Origin of the sequence: Nocardiopsis alborubida (assembly GCF_012396365.1) — a bacterium.
In the GTDB taxonomy this organism is placed as follows: domain Bacteria; phylum Actinomycetota; class Actinomycetes; order Streptosporangiales; family Streptosporangiaceae; genus Nocardiopsis; species Nocardiopsis alborubida.
The window spans coordinates 126,993-143,783 of sequence record NZ_JAAXPG010000004.1 but is presented as its reverse complement, the minus strand read 5'-3'; the positions used below and the strand labels follow the sequence as shown (position 1 = coordinate 143,783).

Genomic DNA, 16,791 nt, shown 5'->3' with positions numbered 1-16,791 from the left:
AGTGCCCATGACGACGCAGATGACGATCAACGACCTCAAGACGGTTCTCGTCAAGGCCGCGGGCGAGGGCGAGGGCGCCGGCCTGGACGGCGACATCGCGGACATGCGCTTCGAGGAGTTGGGCTATGACTCCCTGGCCCTGATGGAGGCGGGAAGCCTCATCGAGCACGAGCACGGCATCCGTATCGACGAGGAGGAGCTCGCCGGGGCGGAGACCCCCGGCTCGCTGCTGAAGACCATCAACGCCTACCTGGCCTAGGACGTGTTCCGAGGGCACGGCCTGTGACCACAGGTGTGGTGCGTGGGCGGCGGTGACGCCGCCCACACCGGCGGGCGCGGGCGGCGAACCGGCCGAGGGCGTCCATGCGGGAGCCGCGCCCCGCGCGACCGAAGGACTGAGAAGAGGAAGAGGAGGAGAGCAGGTATGCCCGAGCAGGATCTCCCGGTCGCACTGGTCACCGGGGCCACCAGTGGCATCGGCCACGCGGTCGCCACGGAGCTGGCCGAACGGGGTAAGCAGGTGTTCCTCTGCGCCCGTGACGCCGAGGCCGTCGACACCACCGTCCAGCAGTTCCGCGACAAGGGGTACGACGTCGGGGGGACCACGTGTGACGTGCGTTCGGCCGACGACGTGCGTGCCTTCGTCACGGAGGCCGTGGAGCGCTTCGGAACCGTCGACATCCTGGTGAACAACGCCGGCCGGGGAGGCGGCGGGGTGACCGCCGACATCCCTGACGAACTGTGGTTCGACGTCATCGACACCAATCTCAACAGTGTCTTCCGGGTCACCCGGGAGGTGCTCACCACCGGCGGCCTCCGGCACAAGGACCGCGGCCGGATCATCAACATCGCCTCCACCGCGGGCAAGCAGGGCGTCGTGCTGGGCGCTCCCTACTCCGCCTCCAAACACGGTGTCGTGGGCTTCACCAAGGCGCTGGGCAACGAGCTGGCGCCCACGGGGATCACGGTCAACGCCGTGTGCCCCGGATACGTCGAGACGCCCATGGCTGAGCAGATCCGGCGGCGCTACGCCGCGCACGAGCAGACCACGGAGGAGGCCATCCTCCAGCGTTTCCAGGCCAAGATCCCCCTGGGCCGGTATTCCTCACCGGAGGAGGTCGCGGGCATGGTCGGCCACCTGACGACCAGGGCCGCGGACTCGATCACCTCCCAGGCCATCAACGTCTGCGGCGGGCTCGGCAACTTCTGAGCCCCACACCACCGCACAGCGAACGAGGAGGAAGGCGAACATGCCCTTGCCACAGGAGAACGGAACCCGCGAGGTCGAGCACACGAGCGTCATCCAGGCACCGGCCGAGGATGTGTACCGGCTGATCGCCGACGTCCAGGACTGGCCGCTGATCTTCCCGCCCAGTGTGCACGTCGAGCACGAGTCACGGAGCGGCCAGGAGGAGGTGATCCGTATCTGGGCCACCGCGAACGGTCTCCCCAAGACGTGGACCTCCCGGCGGCGGCTGGACCCCCGGGGCATGCGCGTCGACTTCCGCCAGGTGGTCTCCAGTCCTCCGGTCGCGAGCATGGGCGGCGCGTGGACGGTGGAGGCGCTGGCCGGGGGCCGCAGCCTGGTCCGGCTCTCGCACGACTACCGCGCGCTGGACCAGGCGGACCTGGACTGGATCGACCAGGCCGTGGACCGCAACAGCGAGTCCGAACTCGACGCCCTCAAGCGGAGCGCGGAAGCGGGCCTGGGCGGGAACCGGACCCGGCTGACCTTCGAGGACACCGTACGGGCCAAAGGACGTGCCGAGGACCTCTACGCCTTCGTCAACGACGCCGGCCTGTGGAGGGAGCGCCTGCCCCACGTGGCTCGGGTGGTCCTCACCGAGGACACCCCGGGGCTGCAGACCCTGGAGATGGACACCCGCTCCCAGGACGGCTCGGTGCACACCACCGAGTCGGTCCGGGTCTGCTTCCCGTACGAGCGGATCGTCTACAAGCAGCTCCGCGTCCCCCCTCTGATGACCCTGCACACCGGTGCGTGGAGCTTCACCCAGGAGGGGGAGGAGGCCGTGGTCACCTCCCGCCACACCGTGGTGATCAACGAGGCCCGGATCGGGCCGCTCCTGGGTGCGGACAAGAGTCTGGAGGACGCGCGCGATTTCGTCCGCTCGGCGCTCGGACGCAACAGCCTGGCCACCATGAACCTGGCCAAGGACCATGTCGAGTCCGGTGGTTGAGCCCGTGGACGTGGTCGTGGTCGGAGCCGGACCGGTGGGCCTGATGCTCGCCGGCGAGCTCCGGCTCGGCGGTGCCGACGTGGTCGTGCTGGAACGGCTGACGGCTCCCATCGAGGAGTCCCGGGCATCCCAGCTCGGACCCCGGACCGCGGAGTTGTTCCTCCAGAGGGGCCTTTGGGAGGCGCTCGGCGACCCGCCGCAGGAGAACACGGGTCACTTCGGCGGCATCCCGCTGGCCGCGGGCGGCGCCGACGGCCCGGTCCCCGGCAACCGGAAGGTGCCGCAGCCTCGAACGGAACGGATACTGCACGACTGGGCGACCGGGCTGGGCGCCAAGGTCCTACGCGACCACGAGGTGGTCTCGGTGGAACAGACCGCCGACGAGGCCGTGCTGACCGTACGGACCCGGGGAGTGACGGCATCCTGGCGCGCTCGTCACGTGGTGGGCTGCGACGGCGCCGAAAGCGTCGTGCGCCGCGACGCGGGCATCCCCTTCGACGGCACGCCCGCCGAACGGGAGGTCCTGCGCGCCGACCTGAAGGGCGCGCGCGTGTCGAACCGGCGCTTCGAACGCCTTCCCCGGGGAGTCGCCGTTTCCTCGACCAGCCCGGAGGGGGTCACGCGGGTCATGGTCCACGAGTACGACCGCGCCCCCGGGACCGCCCCGCCGTCCTTCGCGGAGGTCGCCGCGGCCTGGGAGCGCGTCACCGGTGAGGACGTCAGCGGCGCGACGGCCCTGTGGACGGACTCCTTCGACGACGCCCAGGGACAGGCCGCCGTCTATCGCAGGGGAAGACTGTTCCTCGCGGGGGACGCGGCCCGCGTCCATGTTCCGGCCGGGGGGCAGTCACTCAACACGGGGCTGCACGACGCGGTCAACCTCGGCTGGAAGCTGGCCGCACGGGTACACGGCCGGGTCGGCGACGACCTCCTGGACACCTACGACGCCGAACGGCGACGGGCCGGCCAGCGCGTTCTGGCCAATGTCGCGGTCCAGAACCTCCTGCTCTTCGGAGGGTCCCGCTACGACCGCATGCGGGACCTGTTCGGCAACCTGCTGGAGACGCCCGTGTTCGCGGAGTCGCTGGCCGACATGGTCAACGGCGTCGGCGAGCGTTACCCGGCTCCCCACGAGAGACCCGACGACCCGTTGCTGGGTCGACGCCTGCCGCCCTGCCCGAAACCGCGGGGAACCGCCTTCCTGCCCCCCGACCGGGGCGTCCTGCTCCTGGACTCCGACGGGCCCCTGGCCCGCGCGTCGAGGGAGGGGGCGGCTCCCTGGGTCGACCGTGTGGACGTGATCGACGAGCGGGACCTGGTGGGACTGCTCCCCTCACCCGTCAGAGCGGCCCTGGTACGGCCCGACGGGCATGTCGCCTGGACCGACCGGTGCGACCGGTCACTGGGTGACGCGCTCCACCGTTGGTTCGGCCCGCCCGGCCACGCGCCGGAGGGCTTGTCGGACGTTCGAGAAGGGATGTGACGAACGGCCATGAGCACCTCGTCCGAGTTGTCCGCCCTGGCTCCCGAGCCCGTTCCCTCCTGGAGGCGTGCCTCCAGTGAGTTGCTCAGCACCCGGGAGCGCCTCGCCTCCGGGCCGGGGGCCAAGGCGACACAGGCCCAGCACGACAAGGGGAAGCTGACCGTCCGCGAACGCCTGGACGTCCTCTTCGACGAGGGCACCTTCGTCGAGGTGGGGCCACTGCGCCGACACCGGGCCACGGGTTTCGGGTTGGAGGACAAGCGCCCCCACACCGACGGAGTGGTCACGGGATGGGGCACGGTCCACGGGCGCAGGGTCTTCTGCTACGCGCACGACTTCCGCATCTTCGGCGGCGCGCTGGGCGAGGCGCACGCGGCCAAGATCCACCGCATCATGGACCTGGCGATCGCGGCGGGAGCACCGCTGGTCAGCCTGAACGACGGAGCCGGGGCCCGTATCCAGGAGGGCGTCACCGCCCTGGCCGGATACGGGGGGATCTTCCAGCGCAACACCCGCGCCTCCGGGATGATCCCGCAGATCAGCGTCATGCTCGGCCCCTGCGCGGGCGGCGCCGCCTACTCACCCGCGCTGACCGACTTCGTCTTCATGGTCCGGGGGATCTCCCAGATGTTCATCACCGGACCGGACGTGGTGCGGTCGGTGACCGGGGAGGAGGTCACACACGACGGTCTGGGCGGAGCCGACGTGCACGCCGCCGTCTCCGGCGTCTGCCACGTCATCCACGACGACGAGCACGCATGTCTGGAGGACGTGCGCTACCTGCTCTCGCTGCTGCCCCAGAACAACAGGGAGTCCGCACCGCGGGAGCCGTGCGACGACCCGGTCGACCGCCGTTCCACACGCCTGCTGGACCTCGTGCCGCCCGATGGCGGACGTTCCTACGACATGCGCCGGGTGATCGGCGAGATCGTCGACGACGGCGAGTTCATGGAGATCCAGGAGGGCTGGGCGCGGAACATCGTGTGCGTGCTGGCCCGCCTCGACGGACACGTCGTGGGCATCGTGGCCAACCAGCCGAGTGTCATGGCGGGGGTGCTCGACATCGACGCCTCCAAGAAGGGCGCCGGGTTCGTGCAGACGTGCGACTCCTTCAACATCCCCCTGGTCTCCCTGGTCGACGTCCCCGGCTTCCTGCCCGGAGTCGAGCAGGAGCACCAGGGGATCATCCGGCACGGCGCACAACTGCTGTACGCCTACTGCAACGCCACCGTGCCCCGGGTCTCCGTGATCCTGCGCAAGGCCTACGGAGGCGCCTACATCGTCATGGACTCCCAGTCCGTGGGCGCCGACCTGACCTACGCGTGGCCGCTGAACGAGATCGCGGTGATGGGGGCCGGCGCCGCCGCCGACGTGATCTTCCGTCGGCGCATCGCCGAGGCCGACGACCCCGGGGCCCTCCGGGAACTGCTGATCAAGGAATACGAGTCCGAGCTGATGCACCCCTACCACGCGGCGGAGCACGGGCTCGTCGACGACGTCATCCCGCCCGACGAGACCCGCGAGGTCCTGGTGCGGGCGTTGCGTGCCCTGCGCGCCAAGCACGCCGACCTTCCCTCCCGCAAACACGGCAACCCCCCGATGTGAAGGAGACCCACCAGCATGAACCGGATCCCGGGCGCACCCGATCCCTGTCTGAGGATCGTGCGGGGAAGGCCGTCCGTCGAGGAGACCGCCGCGCTGGTCGCGGTGAGCATGCTCCTGGAGAGGAACGCGTCCCGCCGGTCAGAGGAGGCGCCTCCCGGTCCCGTGCCGTGGAACAGGCCCCGGGACCTGTCAGCGCTCAGTTGGCAGGCACGATGAGATCGCCCCTGTACGTCGCCTCCTGCGCGCTCCACCTGCCCACGGTGGTGTCCGCCGCCGAGGAACTGGCCGCCGGCCACTGCGAACAGGAGACCGTCACCGCCACGGGAGCGACGGGGGTCGCCGTCGCGCACGAGGAGTCGGCGCCCCGGATGGCGGTGCGGGCCGCCTCCCTGGCCATGGAACGCGGAGGCCGTGAGCCGGCCGACATCTCCCTCCTGCTGCACGCCAGTGTCTTCTTCCAGGGACACGAGGTGTGGGCACCCGCCTCCTACATACGCCATGAGGCCCTCGGCGTGGGCGGGCAGTCGATCGACGTCTCCCAGGCCTCCAACGGCGCGATGGCGGCGATCGACCTGGCCGCCGCTTACCTGGCGGCTGATCCGGCGTGCGGGGAAGCACTCGTCACCACCGGTGACCGCTGCCCCTCTCCGGGCTTCGACCGCTGGCGCAGCGACCCCGGCACCGTCTACGGCGACGGCGGTACCGCGCTCGTGCTCTCCCGGACAGACGGCTTCGCCCGCCTACGCTCCCTGGTGACGGTCAGTGATCCGGGCCTGGAGCGCATCCACCGGGGGGACGCTCCCTTCACCAGCGCACCGTTCACCCACCGCTCCACCGTCGACCTGGAAGCCGCCAAGCGTGAGTACATCGCGGCCGAGGGCCTGTCCCCCACGGTCGCGCGGGTCAACGCGGGGCAGAACGGCGCGGTCAAACACGCTCTGGCCGAGGCCGATGTGGAACTCGGTGACATCTCCCGGGTGGTACTGCCGCACCTGGGTCTCAAACGGCTGCGGGCGGGATTCCTGCGCCGTTTGGACCTGGATCCGCAGATCACCACCTGGCCCTGGAGCCGCGGGGTGGGCCACCTCAGCGCGGGTGACCCGATCGCCGGCCTGGACCACCTGGTGGGCACGGGAGCGCTCGGGCCGGGTGACCTGTGTCTGCTCGTGAGTGTCGGCGCCGGATTCACCTGGTCGTGCGCCGTGGTGGAGATGTTGCACAGCCCTGGTTGGGCGTCCGGCTCAGGAAACGGAGAATGACCATGACCGCCGCGGAAACCCGCACAGAGAGGGCCCTCCCGTCCCCGGTCGCCCTGCTGCTTCCCGGACAGGGCGCCCAGCACGTGAGGATGGCCGCAGGGCTTCACGGAGAGGTCCCGACCTTCACCGAGGCCGTGGAGGAGGTTTTCGCGGCGATGGGCCGCGAGGGCCGGGCTCTGCGCTCGGACTGGCTGTCCGCACGGCCCCGTGTCCACATCGACCACGCCACACGGGCCCAGCCGCTCCTGTTCGCCGTGGACTACGGCCTCTGCCGCCTGCTGCTGGGCCAGGGTGTGCGGCCCGCGGCCCTGCTGGGGCACAGCATGGGTGAGGTGGTGGCGGCCGTCGTCGCCGGGGTCTTCTCCCTGGAGGACGCCTGCGCGCTCGCCCTGGACCGCGTGGAGCGGGTGCTGCGGGCTCCGGCCGGAGGTATGGCCGCGGTCTCGGCGACACCGCGGGAGCTGGAGCCCCATCTGCACTCGGGTGTGGCCGTGGGCGGGGTCAACGCGCCGAGACAGACCGTCCTGGCCGGACCCGAGACCGGTCTGGACACCGTCCTGGGCCAGCTCCGCGAGCGAGGGTTCAGCCTGCGCCGCATCCCGTCACTGACCGGGTTCCACAGTCCGCTCCTGGACGAGGTGCTCAAGGGCTCGGAAGACCTGTTCGAGGGCGTGCGGACACGCGCGCCCGAGATCCCCGTCTACTCCGGTTACACGGCGGCCCTCCTGACGGCTGACCAGGCGGGCGACCCGTCGTTCTGGGCGGGGCAGCCGGCCGCGCCGGTGATGTTCTGGCCGGCTCTGGAAAGACTGCTCGCCGACGGCCCCTTCACCCTGGTCGAGGCCGGACCGGGTCAGGGCCTCTCCCAGCTCGCCAGGAGGCATCCGGCGGTACGGGCCGGGCACAGTGCCGTCCTGTCCATGCTTCCGGCCCGCCCTGGAACGGCCGAGGACGACCTGCGTTCGGTGCGCACCACGCTGGAGAAGCTGCGGAACCGGGAGGCGCCGTGAGGGCGCGGACGGCACGGTGCGCTCCTCAGCCGGAGCGCACCTCCTTCGCCCAGGCCTCCAGGCCGGCGGCGAAACCCTGCGAATCCCGGGGATCCAGGTGCTCGAACACGCGCAGGAGCGGAGCGGCTCGCTTGGCGATGAACACCCGCATCGTCTCCCGATGGTCCTCGGCCAGGGCCACCAGCACACGCCGACGGTTGGCGGGGTCCTTGCGCCTGACGACCAGCCCCGCCCACTCCAGGTCCCCCACCAGCTCACTGACGGTGGACAGCCCGACGCTCAACCGAGCGGACAGCTCGCCCACACCGAGTTCCGGTTCGTGTGCGAGCTGTACGAGCACACCGCCGTGACGGCCGGTGAGGCGGTAGCGGTCGAAGAGGTCCTGGAGGTCCTTGGGCATCTCCGTGTGGGCGCGGCGGTAGTAGACCTCCAGCATGGGGACGAAGCGCAGCGCTCCCTTGACGAGATCGAGGTCCAACGCCTGGGCTTCGCCCACGCTTTCCTCCTGGCTCATGGGTGGATGGTATCCCAAACGCTCCCAGAACCTCCCCGTACCCGGACCGTAGTGAACAGCCAGATCAACACGGCAACGAAGGAGACCACAGGATGAGCGACACAGAGATCACCGAGGTCAGCGCCTCAGTCCTCACCGGCCTGTCGGGGCTGCCCTCCCGGCTCGTGGACACGGTGAACCGCTCCGAGATCGAGGACCTCATCTCACGGCACTACCTGTCGCCCGACGAGCGGCGTGTCGACGACGGGTGGCTGACCTCCGTGTACACCGAGGACTTCGTCATCGTCCTCCCCCACGGCACCTATGAGGGCTACGACGGGATGCGTGAGGCCCTGGAGAACGCGTCCTCGATCTTCGAGGCCAGCCACCATCTGGTGTCCAACCACGTGATCGACCTGAAGGGCGGTTCCGCGTCGATCCGTTCCGTGCTCATCGCTACCCACCTGGCCGACGCCGAGGCCCCCGCGCAGGCGTACACCACCGGCGCCATCTACCGTTTCGAGGCCCTGTACACCGCTGACGGCTGGCGGCTGGCCCGGGCCGAGTTCGACGGTGTGTGGACCGCGGGTGAACCGCCCTTCGAGACCACGAACCCCTGAGCCCGGTGCCGCCCGTCCTGTTCCGCCCGGGGCGGGCGGCCCGCCTCCCGCCCCGGAAGCCCTGTTCACGAGGAAGGTGAAGAGCCGTGATGACGTTCCGTGTCCTCGGCATGCTGGAGGTCGGGTTGGACGACCGGACGTACTCACCCACCGGTGGCAAGATTCGCCAGCTCCTCGCCCTGTTCCTGTGCCGGGCCAACGAGGTGGTCAGCCCGGAGGCGCTCATGGAGGAGCTGTGGGGGGACGCGCCCCCTCGAAGCGCGACGGTGACCTTGCAGTCACACGTGTACCAACTGCGCAGAGCCCTGGACAGGGCCTTCCCCGAAGCCGGGTTGGGCAGGGCTCTGGTCACCCGTTCCCGGGGGTACATGTTCTCCGTCCCCGAAGGGCGGGTCGACGCGTTGGAGTTCGAGCGGCTCGTCCTCCAGGCACGACGCCTGGCGGAGCGGGGCCGGCCGACCGAGGCCCTGGAGGCGTCGCGCGCCGCGCGGAACCTGTGGCGGGGCGAGGTACTGAGCGACGTCCAACGCGGTCCCCTGCTGAACGCGCACGCCGTTCGCCTGGCTGAACTCCGGCTCACCGCGATACGAGCGTGCGTGGCGGCCGACATGGACCTGTTCCGCTACGGCGAGCTGGTTCCGCAGCTGCGCACGCTGGTGGCCTACTACCCGTTCGACGAGTGGTTCCACGTCCAGCTCATCAGGGCGCTGGCCGGGGACGGCAGACGCGGGGACGCGTTACTCAGCTACGACCACGTGTGCCGCCTGCTCGACGAAGAACTCGGCCTGGAGCCTTCGGCCGAACTCAGAAGGCTCCGGGCCGAGATCCTCTCGGGCGATGTGCGGCGGTTCAGGGGACGACCAGCTCGGGACGGCTCGGAGAGGTCACCGTCTCCGGACGGAGTCCACGCATCATGACCCGGGTGATGATGCGCGAGTAGAGCCAGGTGGCCGCCTTCGAGCCCGTCTCTGAGGAGAGCACGGCCCTGGTCAGCGAAGAATCCGGCGCGGAGGAGCCCGGCGCGGAGGCGTCGGGTTCGCTCTCGGGACGGGGGATCACCTGTCCGAAGAGTTCGCGCTGGATGAACTGCTGGACCCTCTGGGTCCCGGTGTCGGGGAACCACCGGCGTCTTTGCACCCGTGCGAGGAATTCGGGGTTGAACGTGCGCTCGAAACGGTCGGGGTGGCGCTGTGCGCGCGACAGGGGACCGGCCAGTATGTTGGCGGCCGCCACCGCGTCCTGGACCGCCAGGTTGATCCCCACACCGCCGACCGGGGTCATGGCGTGCGCGGCGTCCCCGATACACAGGTAACCAGGGGTGTACCAGCGCTCCAGCCGGTCCAGCCCGACGTTGAGCAGGGCCACCTTCTCCCAGTCCGAAACCTCGCTGACCCGGTCGCCCAGGAAGGGCAGCAGCTCGCGCAGCCGCTCCTGGAGGCGTTCGACCGGTTCGCGGCGCAGTGCGTCGAACCCGCCCTTACGGATGACGTAAGCGATCTGCCAGTAGTCTCCGCGGTCGATGGCGAACGCCATGGTGCCCTCACCGGTGCGTCCGTTGAGGCCCTCGACCTGCTCGGAGGCACGGGAGACCCGCAGCCACAGGACGTCCATCGGCGATCCGAGCCGGCGGGGACGCAGGCCGGCGAACTCGCGCAGCCGCGAGTTGCGTCCGTCGGCCGAGACGGTGAGCACCGACCGCAGCCGATGGGTTCCCTCGGGGTCGGTGTACTCCACCCCGCGCACGGCGTCGCCCTTCCGCAGCAGAAGGGTGCTGGTGGCGTTCATGAGCAGGCGGAAGTTGGGATAGCGGCGTGCCTCACGGGCCAGCATGTCAAGGAAGTCCCACTGCGGGATCATCGAGATGTAGGGGTGCGACCCGGGAACGGATCCGAGATCGGCCTCGATGGTGCCGGCGTGCTCGCTGCCCACCGTGACCTTCCGGACCTTGCGGTGCGGTATCCGGTTCACCTCCTCACCGAGGCCGATGTCCTCCAGCACCTGGAGGGTGGAGGGGTGAACGGTGTCACCACGGAAGTCGTTGAAGAAGTCCGCGTGCTTCTCCAGCACGGTGACGTCCACGCCCGCACGGGCCAGCAGGAGCCCGAGCATCATGCCCGCGGGACCCCCTCCTGACACCGCGACGGTCGTCTCACCTCTGGATGTCCTGGGCTGTGAGGGGTTGGAGAGGGGCATCTGGTCAGCCTTCCGTCTTGGGGTGCCGTCCTGCCGAGGCGCCGTCGAACTCCCTCAGCGGGAGACGCCGACCGCCTGCTTGAGTGTCGCCGGGTCCTCCAGCGCGGCCAGTGCCGCGTGGGCCAGGTCCGCCCGTGAGATCGAGAGCCCGCCTGAGACGTTCGTACCGAGGGACATGCGGTGCAGACCGGTGAGTGGTCCGTCAGTCAGGCGCGGCGGCCTCAGGATGGTCCAGTCGGTGTCGCTGGCGGACAGGGACCGCTCCATCACCGCCAGGTCGCGGTAGGCGTCCCGGAACACCCAGCCCACCAGTGGTGTGACCACCTTCTTGATGACCATGGACTCCCGGGCGGGGGGCGGCCCGAGCGGGGAGGCGCTCACCGCGACCAGCCGTGGTCGGGGATGATCCTCCACCGCCCGCAGGATGGCGCTGATCCACGTGGACGCGGGGAACCCGCCGCGGGCGCTGGCTCCCAACGCGGAGATGACGGCGTCGCCGTGGGCGAGCGTCTGAGCCAGCCTCCCCAGGTCGGGTGTGTCCATACGGACGGTCTCCAGGCGCACGTGGCTGAGGGGAAGGCGGCCGGGGTCGCGGACGACCGCCTGCACCCGGTGTCCCGCTCGCAGGGCCTGTGCCACGACATGCCGTCCGGTGCCTCCGGTGGCACCGAACACGGTCACGTGCAGGGTTCGCCTCATCGTTTCCTCCCTCACCTCCCGAGGTGCGGTCAGACCGGTCGGCAGAGGATCGGCAGGGCCACCATGCCGTTGGCCTTGATCTGTTTGCGTACGAACCGGTGGAAGCTCGGCCGGGTGAGCTGGTTGACCATGAAGGGCACCGCTCCGCCGGGAAGCCGTGCGTAGTTGACGAAGGCGAAACGCCCGTCGTCTACCGACCTCAGCGGGGCGGAGTTGTCGATACCGGTCTTGGCGGTGTACCAGCCGGTCAGCCCCTCCCAGACGCCGATCCCCGCTTCCTTGTCCCGGGCGGTGAAGTGGTTGAACAGGTAGACACCCGTGGCAGGGCTCTCCGGATCGCCGATACGCGCGGGGTTGTCGGCGGACATGACCAGGTCCGCGCCCAACTGGTCGAACCGCGCGGAAGCGATGACGTCGTCGTTGTGCCCGGGGGAGGCGGTCTCCACGAGCATCATCACGTCGAAGCGGGGCGATCCCTTCAGCGGCGGTATGAGCACCGCTTCGAAGACCCTCGTCCGGACGACGTCGTCGCGGGTTGACAGCCGCCGGGCCGTGGACAGGCACTCCTCGATCGCGTCGTCGCGCTCGGAGCTGCTCCGGACCAGGGGCGCGTGCGGCGGGTCCACCGACAACCCGACGTAGACGAACCCCGAGGTCGAGGGGGATCGGAACTTCGGTTTCGGGTACCTGGCGCTTGCCGTGGACATGGTCAACGTCCTCTCCTGACTTCTCCTTGGACACCATAGTTCGACTTCCCGAACTATACACAATGAAAACGAAGGTCCACTTCCACCCGCATTCCACGGCTTCTCCAACCACTTTCCAGGGGCCTGGACAAAGCTGGGGAAAGCATCAGCCAAAAGCCCAGGAAGGGACGCACGATGAACGACGCTCCCCGTGAGGACACCGTCTATGACGCCGTCATCGTCGGCGGCGGACCCGGAGGCGCGGCCTGCGCGATGACCCTGGCACGGGCGGGTCGGTCCGTTCTGCTTCTGGAGAGGACCGTCTTCCCCCGGTTCCACATCGGAGAGTCCCTGCTCACCTACACAGTCGACGTGTTGGCACGCCTCGGTGTACTGGACCGCGTCCTGGCGAGCGGGTTCGTCGTCAAACGGGGCGTGGAGCTGAGCGGGCCCGAGGGCAACTCCTACCGCATCGGCTTCGACGAGATCGGCGAGGGCTACCGCGACTGGACCCTGCAGGTGGAACGGGCCGAGTTCGACCAGATCCTCCTCGACGCCGCGGCGGCCGAGGGCGCCAAGGTGGTGGAGGGCGCCCGGGTCACCGCCCCGGTGCTCTCCGGAGACCGTGTGAGCGGGGTCCGCTACACCCTTGACGACGGCTCCAGCTCCACCGTGCGCGCCCACTACGTCGTGGACGCCAGCGGACGGACCGGAGTGATCTCACGCGCGCTGGGGCTGCGCAGGAACGACGAGAGCATCCGCATGGTGGCGGCGTTCAAGCACTACGCCGGAACCCACGAACTCCACAACCCGGGGGCCAAGGGCGACATCCAGCTCGGCAACCACCCGGACGGCTGGGTCTGGGGCATCCCGATCCGCAAGGACGTCATCAGCATCGGCACGGTGGTCCCCGTGGACGTCATGCGCCAGGGCAGGGCCGAGGAGGTCTTCGAGGAGCACCTGTCCCGCATTCCGCGTATCCACGCGCGCACCCGGGGCGCCCGGGTGGTCAGGGAACTCACCGGGGAGACCGACTACAGCCACTACTCCGAGCGGTTGGCCGGCCCCGGCTACTACATCGTCGGCGACGCGGGTTGCTTCACCGACCCGATCTTCTCCGCGGGGGTCTTCCTCGCCCTGGTCACCGGTATGGAGTCAGCCGCCTGTGTCAACGCCTCCCTGGACGGGGCGGGCCCCGGGCGCGAGCGCGAAATCGCCACCTCCTACGAGGACTTCTGCAAGACCGGTTTCGACACCTACCACCGGCTGATCCGGGCCTTCTACGACAACGGCTACAGCGTCTACCGCTATCTCACCGGAGCGATCGACGACCCCACCCAGCTCGGAGGCATCCTGCGCCTCCTCAACGGTGACTTCTGGAACGAGCACGATCCCGTCTCCCGCAAGCTCCGCGAGGTCCCCCAGTGGGGGATGTTCGAGAGTTTCACCCCCGACTACAACTGTCCGGTCCACGGAGACCGCTGACCCTTGGGAGGTTCCCGTGGAATCGATCCCCACACTGACCGCCCACGTCTTCGCCGCCCTGGCCGCCATCGTCCTCGTGGCATCGGTGTTCGGGCGGATCGCGGTCCTCCTCAGACAGCCGCGCGTCGTGGGCGAGATGGTCGCCGGCGTCCTGATGGGACCGTCCCTGCTGGGATGGTTGCTGCCCGACGTGCAGGAGGCCCTGTTCCCCGCCGAGGTCCGTCCCGCCCTGTACCTGCTCAGCATGATCGGGCTGGTGTTCTTCATGTTCCTGGTCGGCGCGGGCATCCGGCACGGCGTCCTCGACCGCCGCTCCACCCGTGGAGCGCTGTCGGTGGGCGTGGTCGGAGTGGTGGTCCCCCTCGCCCTGGGCGTCACCGTCGCCTGGGCCCTCGCCGACCAGATCTCCGACCCCGGGACGCCGCGCCTGCAGGTGTCCCTGCTCCTGGGCGGCGCGCTCACCGTCACGGCCTTCCCGATGCTCGCGCGGATCCTGAACGAACGAGGCATGCAGTCCTCACGCCTTGGCGCGGTGACCCTGCTGGCCGCGTCGGTGGACGACGCCGCCGCCTGGATCGTCCTGGCGGTCATACTCGCGCTCGCCTTCGGCGGCTCCATGGCCGGTGTGGCGGCCTCGCTGGTGGGTGTCGCGGTCTTCACGGTGGTGATGCTCAAGCTCGCGCCGCGCCTGCTGGCACCGATCGCCCGGTCGGTGGAGCGGAACGGACATCTCACGCCCGGGGCACTCGCCGTGGTGGTCCTGCTGATCCTCGGCGCGGCCTGGACGACCCACGAACTGGGAATCCACTTCGTCTTCGGCGGATTCATCGTCGGCATCAGCCTGCCGGCCTCTCCCGCGCTGCGCGAGTGCGTACGGAACCGGTTGATGGACATGAACGTCGGTCTGCTGCTGCCGGTGTTCTTCATCTACACCGGACTCAACACCGACCTGGGCGGGCTGGTCAGCGGCAGCGCGCTGCTGGCCGTCATCGCCATCACCGCCGTGGCCTTCATCGGCAAGTACCTGTCCTGCCTGTTCGTGATGCGTGCCCTGGGTCATTCCTGGCGGGTCGCCTCCGCCGCGGGCGGGCTGATGAACGCGCGTGGCCTGATGGTCCTCATCTTCATCAACATCGGGCTTGAGCACGGGGTGTTGTCACAGGACCTGTTCTCGATCCTCGTCCTCGTCGCCGTGGTGACCACGGTCGCCGCACTGCCCATCTACCGGCTCTCCCTGCCCGACTCGCTGGAGGCCGCCGAGCGCCTCGACACGGCCGACCCCGACCCCGAACCCGAACCCGCGACGCCGCCGCGCGAGGCACGGGAGAAGGAGGCCGAGACAGCGATGGCCAACGAACCATGATCGGTCGCGTCCCCAGGAACGGGTGACCTCGTACCGCACCGCGTTCTCCCCGGGCCACAAGCCCGCGGGGGGATCAGAGGGGTGGGCCGGAACACGGCCCGCCCCATCACTCCGCGGGGCGCCGGAGACCGCACCACCGACCTGGGGCATCGGCCGGAAGCGGCGCCGGTGGAGAGCGTCGACCTCCCCCGTACGGCGCCCGCGCGGAAGCCGCTTGGCGTCCTCGCGCGCGGAGGCCATCCGGGCACGGCACACGGGAGGAGCACCGGGTGCGCCTCCTCCCCCTACCGCTCACCCGACCCTCTCGCGGACGCGGTCGGCGAGGTCCCCGTCGCGTGCGATCCGGGCGAGCCCGGCCGCCAGGTGCGCGATGTCGTCGCCCTCCACGAGTCTGGCGAGCTTGTCCCCGTCCTCCGGCAGGCCGACCTTCCTGGCTCCGCCCAGCACGTACTTGTCGGTGTAGGGCCGCAGCCAGGGCCACACCGCCTGGACCTCCCGGCAGAACATCACGGCGCCCGTCGGCCCGATCCCGGAGAACTCCTGGACCATCGACTCCACCCGGCTCGCCCGGTGACCGGAGCGCTCCCCGAGTCTGCGCAGGTCGCCCTGGTACTCCTCGCGCACCCGGTCGACGCACTCGCCGAGCCGGGTGGCGGTGCTCTCGTCGTAACGCACGTAGTGCCCGCGCCCCAGCGCGTCCACGCGGTCCTGCCAGCTGAGCGAGGCCATCCCGTCGGGGGTCGTGCCGCCCGCCTCGTTGAGCTCCCTGGCGGCGGCGATCGCGATCCGCGCCGAGATGCGCGCGGACAGCAGGTTCACCAGCACCAGCAGCTGCCACAGCGCGGAGGGTCTGTCCGCCATCCGGATCCCGGCCTCGGCGGCGAGGGTCGTCCCCGCCTCGTCCACCACGGCGCGGGCGACGTCGGCGTTCCTGGCCATCTCCCGGTCCCCTTCCAGGTGTGGTCGGATGCGTCCTGGTACGGGGCTGATACCCGGTCAGGGGGCGCTGACGCGATATCCACAGGGCCGTGTACGACTCCCCGCACCGACACCGACGGCCGTGAACACCTCTCCGGACCGCCCCGGGCCCGTGGGGACGCCCCTCCCGCGGCCCGGTCCGCCGGGGTCCGGGAGCGGGGGCCGCCTCCCCCGGCCGGCGCCGGACACGGGAGAGCCCCGGAACCGGGTCCCGTCCCGGTTCCGGGGCTCCTCCCCGCCGCGGTGCCCGGCTCCGGGCTCAGGCGTGGCTCAGTCCGTTGCGGTGGGGCGGCGCGTCGCTGTGCTGGCCGACGCTGGCCGGGATCGTGTGGCGCGCCTTCCCCTTGTCGATGCCGAGGAAGCGGTTGAGGTGGCCCTTGCGGCCCACCACGAACCAGGCGATCGCCCCGAACAACGGGAACCAGAGGATGAAGATGACCCACAGCAGCTTGCCGCCCGCGGAGGTGTCGCGGTCGACCAGCGCCGAGATGACCGCGGCGAGGAGCAGGACCAGCAGCGCCAGTCCCACGAGCGCCAGGATCACCCCGAAGGTCCCGCTCATCCAGGTGACGGCCGTGTCCGCGCGGTCCGCGAGGTTCGTGATCATGGTTTCCCCCAACAAGGCACACTCCCTATTGTTACGCAGAGTAACTGGTTGCGCGGGGGATCCCGTGGCGTTTCCCGGTTTCGGGCGTTTCCACTACGCAAGGACGGGGTTC

Annotated in this window: 18 protein-coding genes; 12 read left to right on the top strand and 6 right to left on the bottom strand. The window is 70.0% G+C overall.

Features of this window, described 5'->3' with window-relative positions; genetic code table 11:
- Positions 1–7 precede the first annotated feature (7 nt).
- The 8 genes from HGB44_RS05760 to HGB44_RS05725 all read left to right on the top strand — a co-directional run bounded on the left by HGB44_RS05760 (position 8) and on the right by HGB44_RS05725 (position 7,555).
- Positions 8–259 carry an acyl carrier protein gene (locus HGB44_RS05760; protein WP_061082458.1) on the top strand — a complete coding sequence of 84 codons (252 nt, stop codon included), beginning with the start codon at positions 8–10 and terminating at the stop codon, positions 257–259.
- A 165-nt stretch (positions 260–424) separates the two neighbouring features.
- Positions 425–1,210, top strand: coding sequence for a 3-oxoacyl-ACP reductase FabG (fabG, locus tag HGB44_RS05755; protein ID WP_061082457.1), 786 nt, complete (start codon positions 425–427; stop codon positions 1,208–1,210).
- Between the two features lie 40 nt (positions 1,211–1,250).
- Complete coding sequence (locus tag HGB44_RS05750; RefSeq protein WP_061082456.1) at positions 1,251–2,198, top strand: aromatase/cyclase; 948 nt, start codon at positions 1,251–1,253, stop codon at positions 2,196–2,198.
- Entirely contained in the window at positions 2,191–3,681 is a 1,491-nt protein-coding gene (locus HGB44_RS05745) for an FAD-dependent monooxygenase (protein ID WP_231972571.1), read from the top strand. The genes HGB44_RS05750 and HGB44_RS05745 overlap by 8 nt, the downstream gene beginning before the upstream one ends.
- Positions 3,682–3,690: 9 nt before the next feature.
- Positions 3,691–5,286, top strand: coding sequence for an acyl-CoA carboxylase subunit beta (locus HGB44_RS05740; protein ID WP_061082454.1), 1,596 nt, complete (start codon positions 3,691–3,693; stop codon positions 5,284–5,286).
- A gap of 15 nt (positions 5,287–5,301) precedes the next feature.
- Positions 5,302–5,502 (top strand): acyl-CoA carboxylase subunit epsilon, encoded by a 201-nt coding sequence (locus HGB44_RS05735; protein WP_082768531.1) that lies wholly within the window; start codon positions 5,302–5,304, stop codon positions 5,500–5,502.
- Positions 5,499–6,545 (top strand): ketoacyl-ACP synthase III family protein, encoded by a 1,047-nt coding sequence (locus HGB44_RS05730; RefSeq protein ID WP_061082453.1) that lies wholly within the window; start codon positions 5,499–5,501, stop codon positions 6,543–6,545. The genes HGB44_RS05735 and HGB44_RS05730 overlap by 4 nt, the downstream gene beginning before the upstream one ends.
- 2 nt (positions 6,546–6,547) lie before the next feature.
- The gene (locus tag HGB44_RS05725) at positions 6,548–7,555 is read left to right on the top strand and encodes an acyltransferase domain-containing protein (RefSeq protein ID WP_210751207.1); all 1,008 of its coding nucleotides are present in this window, start codon (positions 6,548–6,550) and stop codon (positions 7,553–7,555) included.
- A gap of 25 nt (positions 7,556–7,580) precedes the next feature.
- Here the strand turns inward: HGB44_RS05725 and HGB44_RS05720 are convergent, their stop codons facing one another.
- Positions 7,581–8,069 carry a MarR family winged helix-turn-helix transcriptional regulator gene (locus tag HGB44_RS05720; RefSeq protein ID WP_061082451.1) on the bottom strand — a complete coding sequence of 163 codons (489 nt, stop codon included), beginning with the start codon at positions 8,067–8,069 and terminating at the stop codon, positions 7,581–7,583.
- A gap of 92 nt (positions 8,070–8,161) precedes the next feature.
- On the opposite strand from HGB44_RS05720, the gene HGB44_RS05715 reads away from it, so the two are divergent.
- The gene (locus HGB44_RS05715; protein ID WP_061082450.1) at positions 8,162–8,668 is read left to right on the top strand and encodes a nuclear transport factor 2 family protein; all 507 of its coding nucleotides are present in this window, start codon (positions 8,162–8,164) and stop codon (positions 8,666–8,668) included.
- Between the two features lie 89 nt (positions 8,669–8,757).
- Entirely contained in the window at positions 8,758–9,585 is an 828-nt protein-coding gene (locus tag HGB44_RS05710) for an AfsR/SARP family transcriptional regulator (protein WP_168443963.1), read from the top strand.
- On the opposite strand, the gene HGB44_RS05705 is transcribed toward HGB44_RS05710, so the two are convergent.
- The 3 genes from HGB44_RS05705 to HGB44_RS05695 are packed head-to-tail and all read right to left on the bottom strand — an operon-like array spanning position 9,518 to position 12,267.
- Positions 9,518–10,861 (bottom strand): FAD-dependent oxidoreductase, encoded by a 1,344-nt coding sequence (locus HGB44_RS05705; RefSeq protein ID WP_061082448.1) that lies wholly within the window; start codon positions 10,859–10,861, stop codon positions 9,518–9,520. The two genes, HGB44_RS05710 and HGB44_RS05705, sit on opposite strands and share 68 nt — an antisense overlap.
- Before the next feature lie 54 nt (positions 10,862–10,915).
- The gene (locus tag HGB44_RS05700) at positions 10,916–11,560 is read right to left on the bottom strand and encodes an NAD(P)-dependent oxidoreductase (protein ID WP_231972569.1); all 645 of its coding nucleotides are present in this window, start codon (positions 11,558–11,560) and stop codon (positions 10,916–10,918) included.
- Between the two features lie 29 nt (positions 11,561–11,589).
- On the bottom strand, positions 11,590–12,267 hold the full coding sequence (locus HGB44_RS05695) for a hypothetical protein (RefSeq protein ID WP_061082447.1): 678 nt from the start codon (positions 12,265–12,267) through the stop codon (positions 11,590–11,592).
- A gap of 174 nt (positions 12,268–12,441) precedes the next feature.
- Here HGB44_RS05695 and HGB44_RS05690 point away from each other — a divergent pair, with 174 nt between their 5' ends.
- Positions 12,442–13,731, top strand: coding sequence for an NAD(P)/FAD-dependent oxidoreductase (locus HGB44_RS05690; protein ID WP_061082446.1), 1,290 nt, complete (start codon positions 12,442–12,444; stop codon positions 13,729–13,731).
- 16 nt (positions 13,732–13,747) lie between these two features.
- On the top strand, positions 13,748–15,094 hold the full coding sequence (locus HGB44_RS05685) for a cation:proton antiporter (protein ID WP_061082445.1): 1,347 nt from the start codon (positions 13,748–13,750) through the stop codon (positions 15,092–15,094).
- A 291-nt stretch (positions 15,095–15,385) separates the two neighbouring features.
- Here HGB44_RS05685 and HGB44_RS05680 read toward each other — a convergent pair whose 3' ends face one another.
- Both HGB44_RS05680 and HGB44_RS05675 read right to left on the bottom strand, forming a co-directional pair.
- Entirely contained in the window at positions 15,386–16,033 is a 648-nt protein-coding gene (locus tag HGB44_RS05680; RefSeq protein WP_168443962.1) for an endonuclease, read from the bottom strand.
- Between the two features lie 298 nt (positions 16,034–16,331).
- A complete protein-coding gene (locus HGB44_RS05675; RefSeq protein WP_061080840.1) occupies positions 16,332–16,679 on the bottom strand; it encodes a PLD nuclease N-terminal domain-containing protein in 348 nt (115 codons plus the stop codon).
- Positions 16,680–16,791 lie beyond the last annotated feature (112 nt).

Excerpts from the sequence above, each read along its gene's own strand:
- HGB44_RS05695 (WP_061082447.1), bottom strand. The coding sequence starts at position 12,267 with ATGTCCACGGCAAGCGCCAGGTACCCGAAACCGAAGTTCCGATCCCCC.
- HGB44_RS05705 (WP_061082448.1), bottom strand. The coding sequence starts at position 10,861 with ATGCCCCTCTCCAACCCCTCACAGCCCAGGACATCCAGAGGTGAGACG.
- fabG (WP_061082457.1), top strand. The coding sequence starts at position 425 with ATGCCCGAGCAGGATCTCCCGGTCGCACTGGTCACCGGGGCCACCAGT.
- HGB44_RS05730 (WP_061082453.1), top strand. The coding sequence starts at position 5,499 with ATGAGATCGCCCCTGTACGTCGCCTCCTGCGCGCTCCACCTGCCCACG.
- HGB44_RS05720 (WP_061082451.1), bottom strand. The coding sequence starts at position 8,069 with ATGAGCCAGGAGGAAAGCGTGGGCGAAGCCCAGGCGTTGGACCTCGAT.
- HGB44_RS05725 (WP_210751207.1), top strand. The coding sequence starts at position 6,548 with ATGACCGCCGCGGAAACCCGCACAGAGAGGGCCCTCCCGTCCCCGGTC.
- HGB44_RS05750 (WP_061082456.1), top strand. The coding sequence starts at position 1,251 with ATGCCCTTGCCACAGGAGAACGGAACCCGCGAGGTCGAGCACACGAGC.
- HGB44_RS05700 (WP_231972569.1), bottom strand. The coding sequence starts at position 11,560 with ATGAGGCGAACCCTGCACGTGACCGTGTTCGGTGCCACCGGAGGCACC.
- HGB44_RS05715 (WP_061082450.1), top strand. The coding sequence starts at position 8,162 with ATGAGCGACACAGAGATCACCGAGGTCAGCGCCTCAGTCCTCACCGGC.
- HGB44_RS05710 (WP_168443963.1), top strand. The coding sequence starts at position 8,758 with ATGACGTTCCGTGTCCTCGGCATGCTGGAGGTCGGGTTGGACGACCGG.
- HGB44_RS05680 (WP_168443962.1), bottom strand. The coding sequence starts at position 16,033 with ATGGCCAGGAACGCCGACGTCGCCCGCGCCGTGGTGGACGAGGCGGGG.
- HGB44_RS05740 (WP_061082454.1), top strand. The coding sequence starts at position 3,691 with ATGAGCACCTCGTCCGAGTTGTCCGCCCTGGCTCCCGAGCCCGTTCCC.
- HGB44_RS05690 (WP_061082446.1), top strand. The coding sequence starts at position 12,442 with ATGAACGACGCTCCCCGTGAGGACACCGTCTATGACGCCGTCATCGTC.
- HGB44_RS05760 (WP_061082458.1), top strand. The coding sequence starts at position 8 with ATGACGACGCAGATGACGATCAACGACCTCAAGACGGTTCTCGTCAAG.
- HGB44_RS05735 (WP_082768531.1), top strand. The coding sequence starts at position 5,302 with ATGAACCGGATCCCGGGCGCACCCGATCCCTGTCTGAGGATCGTGCGG.
- HGB44_RS05675 (WP_061080840.1), bottom strand. The coding sequence starts at position 16,679 with ATGATCACGAACCTCGCGGACCGCGCGGACACGGCCGTCACCTGGATG.